This is a genomic window from Haloferax sp. s1, assembly GCF_058382125.1.
On the sequence record NZ_JBZRPK010000657.1, the window covers coordinates 1 to 12,458 of the forward strand.

General features: G+C 58.2%; 12 protein-coding genes and 1 CRISPR repeat array. Of the genes, 3 read left to right on the forward strand and 9 right to left on the reverse strand.

Features of this window, described 5'->3' with window-relative positions; genetic code table 11:
- The first annotated feature begins 39 nt into the window (after positions 1-39).
- Positions 40-788: a CRISPR direct-repeat array (repeat unit 30 nt; unit sequence GCTTCAATCCCACAAGGGTTCGTCTGAAAC).
- Positions 789-961: 173 nt separating this feature from the next.
- The gene (locus QT222_RS15295; RefSeq protein WP_491477662.1) at positions 962-1,165 is read right to left on the reverse strand and encodes a hypothetical protein; all 204 of its coding nucleotides are present in this window, start codon (positions 1,163-1,165) and stop codon (positions 962-964) included.
- A gap of 116 nt (positions 1,166-1,281) precedes the next feature.
- Positions 1,282-2,370: a guanosine monophosphate reductase gene (locus QT222_RS15300; RefSeq protein WP_014732816.1), complete on the reverse strand. Its 1,089-nt coding sequence runs from the start codon at positions 2,368-2,370 to the stop codon at positions 1,282-1,284.
- A gap of 427 nt (positions 2,371-2,797) precedes the next feature.
- Between QT222_RS15300 and glmU the strand changes: the two genes are divergently transcribed.
- A complete protein-coding gene (glmU, locus tag QT222_RS15305; RefSeq protein WP_491477663.1) occupies positions 2,798-4,054 on the forward strand; it encodes a bifunctional sugar-1-phosphate nucleotidylyltransferase/acetyltransferase in 1,257 nt (418 codons plus the stop codon).
- Positions 4,055-4,262: 208 nt separating this feature from the next.
- Positions 4,263-4,706, forward strand: a complete 444-nt coding sequence (locus tag QT222_RS15310; protein WP_004060816.1) for an Rrf2 family transcriptional regulator — start codon at positions 4,263-4,265, stop codon at positions 4,704-4,706.
- 56 nt (positions 4,707-4,762) lie between these two features.
- On the opposite strand, the gene QT222_RS15315 is transcribed toward QT222_RS15310, so the two are convergent.
- Complete coding sequence (locus tag QT222_RS15315) at positions 4,763-5,128, reverse strand: winged helix-turn-helix transcriptional regulator (protein WP_004060817.1); 366 nt, start codon at positions 5,126-5,128, stop codon at positions 4,763-4,765.
- A 171-nt stretch (positions 5,129-5,299) separates the two neighbouring features.
- A complete protein-coding gene (locus QT222_RS15320; RefSeq protein WP_004060818.1) occupies positions 5,300-5,656 on the reverse strand; it encodes a hypothetical protein in 357 nt (118 codons plus the stop codon).
- A 359-nt stretch (positions 5,657-6,015) separates the two neighbouring features.
- On the opposite strand from QT222_RS15320, the gene QT222_RS15325 reads away from it, so the two are divergent.
- Positions 6,016-6,423: a hypothetical protein gene (locus QT222_RS15325; protein WP_491477664.1), complete on the forward strand. Its 408-nt coding sequence runs from the start codon at positions 6,016-6,018 to the stop codon at positions 6,421-6,423.
- 62 nt (positions 6,424-6,485) lie between these two features.
- On the opposite strand, the gene QT222_RS15330 is transcribed toward QT222_RS15325, so the two are convergent.
- The 5 genes from QT222_RS15330 to QT222_RS15350 form a co-directional block, all read right to left on the reverse strand.
- Complete coding sequence (locus tag QT222_RS15330; protein WP_004060820.1) at positions 6,486-7,046, reverse strand: ArsR/SmtB family transcription factor; 561 nt, start codon at positions 7,044-7,046, stop codon at positions 6,486-6,488.
- 221 nt (positions 7,047-7,267) lie between these two features.
- Positions 7,268-9,085 (reverse strand): glutamine--fructose-6-phosphate transaminase (isomerizing), encoded by a 1,818-nt coding sequence (glmS, locus tag QT222_RS15335; RefSeq protein WP_004060821.1) that lies wholly within the window; start codon positions 9,083-9,085, stop codon positions 7,268-7,270.
- A complete protein-coding gene (locus QT222_RS15340; RefSeq protein ID WP_004060822.1) occupies positions 9,085-10,254 on the reverse strand; it encodes a sugar phosphate nucleotidyltransferase in 1,170 nt (389 codons plus the stop codon). The genes glmS and QT222_RS15340 overlap by 1 nt, the downstream gene beginning before the upstream one ends.
- 297 nt (positions 10,255-10,551) lie before the next feature.
- Complete coding sequence (locus QT222_RS15345) at positions 10,552-11,193, reverse strand: DUF7344 domain-containing protein (RefSeq protein WP_004060823.1); 642 nt, start codon at positions 11,191-11,193, stop codon at positions 10,552-10,554.
- Positions 11,194-11,668: 475 nt separating this feature from the next.
- Entirely contained in the window at positions 11,669-12,202 is a 534-nt protein-coding gene (locus QT222_RS15350) for a DUF7344 domain-containing protein (protein WP_491477665.1), read from the reverse strand.
- Positions 12,203-12,458: the final 256 nt, after the last annotated feature.

The following is a 12,458-nucleotide window of genomic DNA, read 5'->3' on the forward strand; positions in this document are numbered from 1 at the left end:
AAGCGGATCGGACGACGCAGCAGAGACACTCGGGCAAGGGCTTCAACCCCACAAGGGTTCGTCTAAAACAGGTCGGCGCGGGTTTCCCCAACTCCCTTGCTGGGCTTCAATCCCACAAGGGTTCGTCTGAAACCACGCAAAGGGTTAGCATTTGCTCAATGAGTTCGGCGCTTCAATCCCACAAGGGTTCGTCTGAAACCGGCTTCTCGGCGTCCCACGTGCGCGTCAGTTTGCTTCAATCCCACAAGGGTTCGTCTGAAACGATGAATACGACGTTGGCGCGGGGGTGCTTGAATGAGCTTCAATCCCACAAGGGTTCGTCTGAAACGGTTACGATGGGTGTTACTGTTCCGAGCATTGCCTGCTTCAATCCCACAAGGGTTCGTCTGAAACTCCGCTTGGTACTCGCCCACCCAGCAAGCGTCGTTCGCTTCAATCCCACAAGGGTTCGTCTGAAACTGTGGTCGGCGGTCGTGTTGATGCCGAGTTCCTCCATGCTTCAATCCCACAAGGGTTCGTCTGAAACACGCCCCGGAGTGGGATAAACCACTTCTCGAAATGCTTCAATCCCACAAGGGTTCGTCTGAAACCTCCGTCCTCTCAACCAGTTGTGTCGGTACCGCTCGCTTCAATCCCACAAGGGTTCGTCTGAAACACTGTCACTGCCTGTCCGGAATGCGACAGCCATCGGGTGCTTCAATCCCACAAGGGTTCGTCTGAAACGGTCTTACCGGACTTTACAGCGTCTTTCTTGCTGGGCTTCAATCCCACAAGGGTTCGTCTGAAACCCGTGCGAATACACGGGTGTAGAAGCCCATAGGCACGGAATTCAGATGAATGTTTCCGTCGACCCCCAATTCCCCCCAAACCCCCGGGGGGTCGACGGAAACTCCCATCCGGACATTCAGGACACCACCCTCCCACTCTTTTCGCATCCACTATCCACGGCTAACATGCCGTGTCAACTACCGCCGCCAACCACCAGAAAAGACAGTGACTCGCCGTCGTCTTCGGCCTCGCCCTCCCGCTCTCTGACGAGCGTCTCGTGGAGGCAGGTGTCGACGTTCTCGCTGATGCGGACGTTGTGTCTGAGGAGCTTCTCGTGTCGATAGTGACCGTAGTCTTCGCGCAACAGGCGGAGTTCGTCCGAGGCGTCAGAACACACTAGCGACTGCTAACGCGATATAAGCCGGGTTCCGGGAAACACAGTATTACTAACCGGAACCAACACCGTCGCTCGAAATCCCTCAAAACGCCGACCGAAACCGACGACCGGAGTCGTCAGTTAGCCAGCGGGACCTGCATCTCGCGTTCGGCTTCGTCGTCCGCGTCCACAGTTCCCTCGGCGAAGACGACGCCGTGGGCACCTTCTCGTTCTTTGGCGCTCGCCGCGACGCGGACGAACGTCGCGTTGTCGCGCGCGGCGGAAATCGTGTGGCCGCCGCAGTAGCTGATTCCGGAGCGAACGCCGCCGAGGAACTCCTCGACGAGCGGTTCGACCGAACCTTTGTAGGGCGTGAGAGCTTCGACGCCCTCGCCGGTTGCGACATCGCTTTCTTTGTCGCCGCGGTCGTCCGCAGCCTCCGTCGATGCCATGCCGCGCGAGCGTTTGTACTGGTCGCCGTCGACTTCGACGACGCGACCCGGTGACTCGTCCGTCCCGGCGAAGAAGCTTCCCATCATTACGGTGTCCGCACCGGCCATGAGCGCCTTCGCGGCGTCACCCGAGGTTCGGATACCACCGTCGGCCATGATGTGAATACCGAGTTCGTGCGCCCGGTCTGCGCACTCCGAGACGGCAGTCAGTTGCGGGTAGCCCGCGCCGGCAACCTCGCGCGTCGTGCAGTGCGACCCGGGGCCGACACCGACCTTCACGCAACCCGCGCCGACCTCCCAGAGGTCTTCGACCGCGTCCGGGGTGACGACGTTACCCGCGACGATTTCGGGGTCGAACTCGTCGCGAATCCGGGCAACGGCGTCCAGACAGCGCTCCATGTGTCCGTGGGCGATGTCCATCACAATCGCGTCGGCACCGGCTTCGAGGAGTGCCTCGGTCCGGTCGAGGTAGTCTTCGTTGATGCCGACCGCGCCCGAGACGGTACCGCCCGATTCGGCGACCCGTCGGACCTGTTCGGCCTGTTCGTCCACATCGAGGAATCGGTGGACGACGCCGAGTCCGCCGAGGTCCGAGAGCGTCGCCGCGAGCTCCGCCTCGGTGACGGTGTCCATCGCTGCGCTGACGAGGGGCGTCTCGAGGGAAAGGCCCGGCGTCACGTTCGTTGAGAGGTCCACATCGCTTCGGCTATCGACCGGTGAGCGCTGGGGAACCAGCAATACGTCTCCATACGAGAGTCCTGTGCGAATCTCCATCGTAACCCTCCACAGCCGATGGGTCGGACGGTAATAATCCCGATGGAGACGGATTCTATCGCCGCGGAACGAAAGTATTACACGCTCGGGTTCGTCTGTCTAATAACACACGGCGCCGCGTCCACTGCGAATCTCCAACCAATCGTAACCCCAACATATTCGCCGTTCGCGGCCCGTGTGGTTCAAATTCTCCGAGAGCGACTGCATTGCGCGAGACCATCATTTAAGTATCGAAAAAGCCACGAACTTCGTAAGCGTTTTCTCGCGGAGAACGGGACACTTTGTTGCCTTACCGGCCGCTCGATTGCGCGTCGGTAACGGTAGGTGGATTCAGAGGCATTCCCCACAGCGTCGCCGCCCGACTGGTCCTCGAATACCCCGCTTCTCCGACAGAAGAGATTTCCTTCACGAAAACCGTCAGAGAGGCATGCAAACAGTCATTCTCGCCGCCGGTCGTGGAACCCGAATGGCCCCACTGACGGACCGCCGACCCAAGCCGATGCTCCCCGTCGCTGAGAAGCCACTCGTTGCACACACCACCGACGCCGCCATCGATGCAGGAGCAACGACTATCACGCTCGTCGTCGGGTACGAAGCCGACGACGTTCGCTCGTATTTCGGTGCCGAACGCGACGGGGTTCCGATTGAGTTTGCCGTGCAGGCGGAACAGCGCGGGACCGCCGATGCCGTTCGTGCCGCAGCGTCACAACTGGACTCAGACGAGTCCTTCGTCGTCCTCAACGGCGACGCCCTCTACGACGTGCCGTCGTTGACGACGCTGTACGAAAAGACGCCTGCAGTCGGCTCGTACAGCGTCGACAATCCGAGTTCGTATGGCGTCCTCGAAACGGTCGACGACGGCTTTGTTACCGGTGTCGTCGAGAAACCGGAATATCCGCCGTCAAACCTCATCAACGCCGGTGCGTACGTCTTCCCCGCAGCGGCACACGAATGGCTCGACGTGGCCGAAAGCGACCGTGGTGAACTCGAACTGACCGACGTACTCGCAGCAACCTGCGAGCAGTACGACGTTCGAGGCGTCGCGTTCGACCGCTGGTTAGATGTCGGTCGACCGTGGGAGTTACTCGAAGCAAACGAGTGGAAACTCTCAGGACTCGGAAGCAGATGCGACCGCGAGAGCCGAATCGACGGCGACGTAGCTGAGAACGCTGAACTCACTGGCACAGTCGTCGTGGAGGAAGGCGCGACGGTTCGGACGGGCGTCGTCATAGAAGGGCCTGTACTCGTCCGCAGTGGGGCCACAATCGGTCCGAACGCCTACGTTCGAGGACACACCCTCGTCGGCGAGAACACGACAGTCGGCCACGCTGTCGAGGTCAAAAACAGCGTGCTGATGAAGGGCGCAACAATCGGCCACCTATCGTACGTCGGCGACAGCATTCTCGGCCGCGACGTGAACTTCGGCGCGGGAACGAAGGTCGCCAACCTCCGCCACGACGGTGAACCGGTCCGACAGATGCTCAAAGGCGAACTCGTCTCCTCGGGTCGCCGAAAGTACGGCGTCGTGCTCGGCGATGAGGTGAAGACCGGAATCAACTCGTCGTTGAACGCTGGCGTCCGCCTTCCAACTGGCGGGGCGGTCGAGCCCGGCGAAACGGTCCTGTACGACCGTATCGACAACACCCGCGAGATAGGCACTCCCGACGGAACCAACGAGAACTGAACTCGTTAGTTCAGGCATTCAATATTCTTACACTTTTGAAGTACGCGGTTTGCCCACAAACACACGGACAGTCAGAATTCAGCACAGAGTTTCGAAGATTGAACCACTCCAGTAGAGTGGAAATGGAATAGCCACACATCCGTCGTACGTGGAGCGCCCAATTGCCTCACCGTGAAATCTAAAATGCCCGTAGACCGAATCAGAGTGTATGTCGAACAGCAGCCGATTCGTCGTCGCGACGCACGTGCTGACGAACCTGGCGGTGCGGAGCGACGAACGGCTGTCTTCCGACCGTCTCGCCTGGAGCGTCAACACGAACCCGGTCGTTATCCGACAGCTCCTTTGCTCGCTTCGAGAGGCGAATCTCGTCGATTCCAAGCGCGGTCCAACGGGAGGATTCACGCTCGCACGTGACCCTGAGGAAATCACGCTACGAAATATCTACGAGGCGGTGGAAGACGGTGAACCGTTCTGTTTCCACACAAACGAACCAAACGACGAATGCACGGTTGGCGAGTACATCCAACCGGTCCTCGGTGAACTGCTCGAACCCGCGATTCAAGCGATGCTCGACGAACTCGACTCGGTCACTATCGCGGACGTTCACGAAACAATCTTCGATACGGCTGATACCGAGGCGCTGGAAGTCTAAGGCTGGAACGCGACAGTCGGACGTCGAAGTCTGAGGTTCTGCGAGAATTGCGCCCGTTAGGCAGCCGACTCGGCAGCCTCGGGTTCTGCGGGCTGTTCGTCGGTTTCGAGCCACTCGGCCGCCCACTGTTCTATCTCGTCGAACACCGGACAAAGCGAGACGCCCTTGTCGGTAAGCGAGTAGTATGTCGCGACCGGAGCGTCTTCCTCCAGACGGCGGTTGACGAAGCCGGTCTCTTGGAGGTCGTCGAGAACGCGAGAGAGCGTCCGCGAACTGGCACCGGTGGAACGCTTCAGTTCGTTGAATCGCTTTTCATCCTCCCGAAGGTCGTAGAGGACGATCAGACGCCACTGTGACCCGATTTGCTTGATGGAGTCGATGATGGGACACGGCGCGTCGTCAGTGTTCGTATCAGTGGGCATACGCTGTTGTGGAAGCCCATCGACTTTAGCAGTTTGGGTAGGACACCAGCTTTTGGAATGTTACCTGAGACGAGGGTATTTCGTGAGTGTAAATCGGCATTAAACCGCTCCATGATGGCAAACTACCGTCAAAGCATCTCGTTAGCATCCGAAATACGAGCATCCGAGATATCAGGCGAGCAATTTCGAAAGCAGGAGAAACACACGTTTGAGATTCTTCGAGAGGCTCTTTTGGTTCTCCGAGTAGAAGATAAGGTCGTCATCGAGTCCGTATACCACGATGCACCGGCCACGGTCGGACAGGTCTTTCATCTCGATAGCCCGAACCGAGTCGAACGGAAGGACGAGATAGCGATACTCCTCGTCTTGGATGTCGGCGTTACAGTTGTCTCCATAGACGTGGATACTGTGTGAAGTGACCGCGATTTCGTATCCGATGTAGGTCATACCGGCAATCTCGGCCCCGGCGCGGCCACCCTTGACTTTCCCTTTCAGTTGTGAGGGGTCGAGGAGGATTCCGTCTACCATACGACCCGATTTCGCCCGACGGCTCCTAAGTATTCTCGCCCAGTTATCCAGATTGATTCTGTCACAAGAGCTGTGGAGCAGTACTATCGTGGCAACACCCGTCAGTACAGGATGACAAAAGTCGACGTGAATACAGTACGTAGTACGTGAGTACAGTACGGTAGTATTTCTGGACGGGTCCGAATCAGTAGGGTTGTCGTTCGGGGCGAAACGCCATCGTATCCGCTCGAACTCACCAGCGCCATCAGACTCGATAATAGGAGCTGAAATCCAGAATCGAGTTGTCTTCCTGTTTGTAAGGACGGCGTTACCCCAGAACGCTGATTCTTAACTATGAGCGTTCGGGCCGTACCACGGGTATGATTTCCGACTACGACCGACTCCGGCAGTATACAGAGCGGGTCGGCGAGGGAGTCAACGATGGGAGGGTCAACGCCAAAGGAGTAGATACGAAGATCAGCGACGAGAAAATCCACATCGAACGGGTAGGTGAGAAAATCAGCGACGGGGGAGTCAACACCGAACGGGTAGACGAGAGCGTTAGGGACAGGGAAGCCAACACCGACGAGGTCGATGAAAGCGTCAATGACGAGGGAGTCGATACCTGGTTCGCCCGCGAGGTCCCCAGCATCGTCGCCGGACTCGAGGCATCCCAGTTCATCGACCCGGTCACTGCCGAGACGGCGTGGGACCTAATCGCTAGTGGGTGCGCCGAGGAAGCACTGAGTCTCGTCCTCGGTGAAGTCGACGAGTCGTGGCGAGAATAGTCGGGGGTCGGCACGGCGGAGGTACAAAGAACAGAACGTAGTCGGGCGACGGACACCACCTGTCACTGGTCGCGTGAGGGGGAGTCTCTAATGTACAGTTCGACCAACGCATCGAGGAGATGCGGCTCCAGTTCGAATCGAGCGTCGACGCAGTTTTGCTCGCGGTCGTACGCGAGTTGCTGTACATCTATCGCCGCGAGGAGCGTTCGCATCGCGTCGACGACGTAGTTACTCGACCCCGGTTCGACCCGGAGGCTGTCGCCGACGTGAATCGACAACCCATCGATGACTGTCTCGTAGCACGTTTTACTCGGAGCGTCGACACGCTGTGTGCGCTCGATGAGTCCGAGGTTCGAAAGCGACTCCAGTCGGCGATAAATCGTTGACTCGGAGACGTCACAGTTCTCTGCAAGCTCTTCGGCGGTCATCGGGGCACGATTACACGACACGAGTACGTCCCGGGAAACATCGTCTCCGAGCGCATCGAGAAGTTCGTCGTCCGACGCCTCTGGCGGAACGTCGGTACCCGATTGCTGGGTGGTGTCTTCGGCCCCGTCCGTCAGTGGACCGTCTGGCTCGTCAGACGATGTGAGAACATCGTCCACGAGGTCGCGTCGAGTCATCGCATAGTATCAGACGTGGCCAAGGGATATGTAATCGGTGCCTACAGTCTAGGTATTAATATCGTATATCCAGAATTTCTATGATTGGGATGTAAATCACCCGACCGTCGAAATCGGCAGGCTCCCCCGTGTTAGTGAGCGCCAACCGAATCAAAAGATGAAAAATTGTCGATAAGTATGACGAAATAATCACAAGCTGCTCTCGTTCCGCCGCGCGCACGTCACTCGACGGTGACGCACTTCGCGAGGTTACGAGGCTTGTCTATCGACCGTTCGAGTAGCTTCGCCGAATGGTACGCTACGAGTTGGAGTTGTACGTTCGCGAGGACGCCCGCGATATCGGGGTGCGTTTCGGGAATCGAGAGCACGTGGTCGGCGAACTCGGGTACCTCTCCGGACTGGTCACTCGTAACAGCGATGACGGGCGCACCGCGCGCCTGAACCTCCTTGACGTTGCTCAGCGTCGCCTCGTCCTCGTGGCCGGTGAAGATAGCGAACACCGGCGAGAGCGGCGTGACTAACGCGAGCGGGCCGTGTTTGAGTTCCGATGCCGCGAATCCCTCCGCGTGTTCGTACGAGATTTCTTTGAACTTCAGCGCCCCTTCCAGCGCAACCGGGTGGGCGACTCCCCGTCCAATGAAGAAGTACGCGTCGCTGCCCTCGTATTCGATTGCGATTTCTCTGGCGGTGGAGGTATCGAGTACCTCCTGTACGTCACCGGGGAGTCGAGACAGAGCCTCCATCAAGTTGCGCGCATCGCTGGATTTCGTACCCAACAAATCCTCGACGATACGCTCGGTGAGAAGCGTGAGCGCCGTTACCTGTGAAGAGAACGTCTTGGTCGCCGCGACGCCGATTTCCGGACCGGCGCGGATGAGCAACTCGTCATCGCACTCGCGGGTTATCGAGGACCCGACGACGTTGGTGACTGCGAGCGTTCTCGCACCCGCCGCGCGCGCACGGCGGACGGCATCGAGGGTGTCCGCCGTCTCACCCGACTGACTGACCGCGATAACCAGCGTGTCGTCCGTCACCGGCGGTTTGATGACGGAGTATTCCCCCGACATGAACGCGTGTGCGGGGATGCCGCGCGAATTGAGGAGCGACGCCGCGTACATCCCGGCGTGGTGGGACGTGCCCATCGCGATGAGGTGAACCTGCTCGACATCGGCGAAGAATTCCGGAGAGAACTCTTCGAGTTCGACACCGCCTGTGTGCGTGTTCAACCGCCCCTGTGTGGTGCGGCGGAGCGCGCCGGGTTGCTCGTTAATTTCCTTGTACATGTAGTGTTCGTAGCCACCCTTCGTCGCCGTCTCCGGGTCCCATTCGACGTACTCGACCGGGCGGTCGACTGCCCGACCGGCAGAGTCGGTGATGTCGTACCCATCGGGAGTGACAACGACGAAGTCGCCATCGTGGAGATAGACGACGCGCTCCGTGTGCTGGATGAACGCTGGCACGTCGCTTGCGAGATAGTACTCACCGTCGCCGACGCCGAGGACGAGCGGCGAACCGGACCGCGTCGCGAAAATCGCCTGCTCGTCTTCGATGATTGCCGCGAGCGCATAGCTTCCCGAGAGGCTGCCAACCGCAGCGCGGAAGGCTTCCTCTGGTGTCGCGCCGTCTCGCAGGTTCTCCTCGATGAGATGTGGGACGACCTCGGTGTCGGTCTCGCTGCTGAAGGTGTGTCCTCGTGCTTCCAACTCGCTTCGAAGCGACTGGAAGTTCGAGATAATACCGTTGTGGACGACGGCGATGCGCTCCGCCTCGTCGGTGTGGGGATGTGCATTGTCGTCGGTGACGCCGCCGTGGGTCGCCCAACGCGTGTGTCCGATACCGTAGTCGCCGGAAATCGGGTTCTGTTCGACGGCTGCCACGAGTTCCGAGACTTCGCCGACACGCTTTGTCAGCGAGATACCGGCGGGGTTCTTTACGGCGACACCGGCAGAATCGTAGCCACGGTACTCTAGGCGGCGAAGTCCATCGACCAGCGAATCGACGGAGTCGTCGGTTCCGATGCAAGCGGTAATTCCGCACATTAGTGCGTCACCTCCACGCGCTCGCGGACATCGCCGTGTAAGACCGTTCCCTCTCCGACGACAGCCTCAGCACCGACGCGGCTCCCCGGTGTGAGCGTGACGTTCGCACCGACTTCGGCGCGGTCGCCAATGATGCTCCCGAGGCGGCGGTCAGTGTAGAGTCGCCCTTCGAGGATAACATCTGCCTGCCCGCCCGGCGAGATAACGCCATCACCGACGTGTGCGCCGGGACCGACGACGGAGTCGCGGAGGACGACACCAGCGCCGATTCGGGCGTCAGTCGAGAGAATGGACCGCTCGATGACGGTGTTCGCACCGACGGTGACGTTGTTCTGGAGGCACGACCCGGCGCTGATGACTGCGCCCGGCCCGACATCGCAGTCGTCACCGACGATGACTGGTTCTTCGACAAGTGCGCGCCCGTGAATCCGCGCGGAATCCGCTATCACCGACGCGTGCCGGCGCGCAAGAAGCGACTCAGTGACGGAGAGAAGTCCCCACGGGTGTGAGGGGTCGAGCCAACCGCTGCTGACGAGAACAGACGTAACGGGACTGTCGAGGTACTGTACGACCTCCGGTAGTCGTATCTCGCCGTCTTGTGGCGGAATACGCCGGAGTGCATCGAAGACGGTCGTGTCGAAAACGTAGACACCGGCGTTGACGAGGTAACTCTCGCTGTCGACGGCGTGTTCGTCGATATCGGATATTCGGCCGTTGTCTTCGACTACAACGCCGTACTCTTCGGGCGTGTCGGACTGGGCGACAGCGACCGTCGCAACCGAGTTGGTCATCGAGAAGCGTTCGAGCACCTTCGAGACGATGTCAGCGTTGACGACGTTGTCGCCGTTGCAGACCACGAACGGACCGTCGAGTTGGGTGTCAGCTTGCAGGAGTGCGTGTCCACTTCCGAGTCTGGAGTCCTGCTGGACGAAGTCGATGTCGGCGTCGGGATACGTCGCAGACAGGTGTGTCTGGATGCGGTCGGCACGGTGGCCGACGACGACGACCACGTGTTCGATGCCGCACTCGAAAAGCGAGTCAAGGACGTACTCTACGACCGGGCGGTTCGCAACCGGGAGCATCGGCTTCGGCTGGAAGGTGGTCAGCGGCCGGAGCCGCCGCCCTTCACCGGCCGCAAGAACGACTGCCTCGGTGACGCGGTCGTTCATCGGCCCCCTCCCGACCCAGAGACGTGCTCGAAACGTGACCGTGGACGTGAGTAAGTCATAGGAGAGACAGGGCGGGCGATGGGGATTGTTATACGGACAATTCTAGAATCCGGGTTCAAATTAAGGAAACAAATGTGAATCACTCGCAGAGAGTGAATATAGTGAAATCAGAAGCGGCGATGGTTCGGAGAGCGTTAATTGTTGGGGAGTCGAACGGACGGGATACAGCTAGCGACGAAGTCGTCAAAAAACGGAGTTTGGCGATGAAGTGCCCGAACCGTCAGGTGCGCAGGCGGCTCACACGTGGAGTTTGTCTTTGTACGACTCCATCGCGGTGATAGCCATGAGTGTCGCAGTACTCAAGACAGCCCATCCTGCGGTAGGGACCTGTTCGAGGCCGGGAATGCCAAGCAATCCTGCCGAGACAGTCGCGGCAACGCCAGCGGCGATGGTTAGGTTTCGCTTTGATGACGAGATGAGACCCGCGGACTGGTCTGACTGTTCCTGCATGGTGACAATATCGCCGTCGAGATACTGGTCGAGTTGTTTCGCAGTTTCGAGAAGCGTGATGTCGCCGCGATTCTTATCGAAGTCGACGATACCGGACGAGTCCATCTTCGGGAGATGGCACTGATACAGACCGATATACACGCGCTTTCGTTGACTCGACGAGAGTGCTTTAATCTCGATGTCGTTTTCCTTCGCTGCGATGAACTCGGCCATGTCACCGAGCTTCGCTTCACCGTCGTTTGCTTTCAGGAATCTGAGGGCGTCACGTCGTCGTTGATTTTTCAAAATCTCGAAGACCACGTCTTTCGAGAGGGCCTCAGTCTCGGATTGTTCGGAAACTTCGCGCACCCCACCAGTTATCTCTTCGAGCTGTTCTTGCGGCGTCTGATCGACGACTTCGGTGTCAGTCTGTAGTGAATCGGTAACCATTGTTCCTTCCTCCCCCCACTGTGTAGTCGCGTGTTCGCGACCGTTACCCGTGGTCTATCGAGGGATGACCACAGTATGTCCGGCACAAGCCGTGTGTCCGGCACAGACCACAACGTTGGGTTCGCCCCACCAGGCGCGTCCCAAATCGAGAGGGTCAGCGATATAATAGGTTAAACAGGGATATATACTTGTTTGACAATCTCACACACTGATTTGTCCGGGGAGTAGGCTGCAAATTCTGCGAGTAAACAAGCCGTAACAATCAGCACTGGTGCTGAAATTCAACATTTTCCGAGAGAATGGCTACGAGCTTCAAAACGGCGAAATACATCAGTTACGACTATCTTACCGCTCTGTCAGGAGAGAGTTGTTATAATATTGAACAGTACCCAGATAGTTGTGTTGATATTTGATTGTCATTATATGAGAATGTGCGGTCTCCATGTCTATCTTCTCAATCGGTCAAAATAAAATGTCACTCAACCAGAGTTTCGAATGCGCCAGACGTCATCCCAGCTCGTTCTTCCAACAGATACTGAACAAGGACCATAAGTAACAGCACGGTCGAGACGAGCACCGCGATAATACTCCACGAAAGAAGCGCGAACCCCGGGATGCCAGCCCAGAAACCGAGAATCAGCACCCACCCAAGCACACCGAGAATGGCGTAGTAGCGGTTCCACGGATAGCGGGACTCAGGTTGCATCCAGAAAAACCCCTGTTTTGCGACGCTCGCGACGAGTTCGACGGTTCGTTCTTCTTCGTCGTAGTCGATTAACTCGGCAGTTTCGAGTTTTGGAAGATGCGTCTGGTATAACGAGATGTACACTCGCTGGCGCTCCTCGTCGGTCACGTCTTCGACTGCGGTCTCGTTTTCTCTCGCTGCAACCATCGCAGCGAGTTCTTTCAACGAGAGCGGTTCACCCGCACGGTGGAGGAAATAGAGTATTTGCCTCCGCCGGGAGTTGCTGAGGATGCGAAATAACTCGTCTTTTGATAGTGTTGTCATCGTCGTGTGCGGGCGGTCATGCGCACGTCACGCGAGTGGACCAGCTCCGGTTACGCCGTAGTACACCACAGACAACCTTTGTTATCGTGACGTTTCCAAGAGGCTTTGAACTACTTACCCGCGAGATTTAAGCTCACGTTCACAGAATTTTCGATACCCGGCGGACAGTCAGATGCCCGAATTTATCTCGATACTGGTGATGATTACTCACCGAAGCAGTTCCAACAAAAGTCTTTAGCGAAAATCACGATAAAAC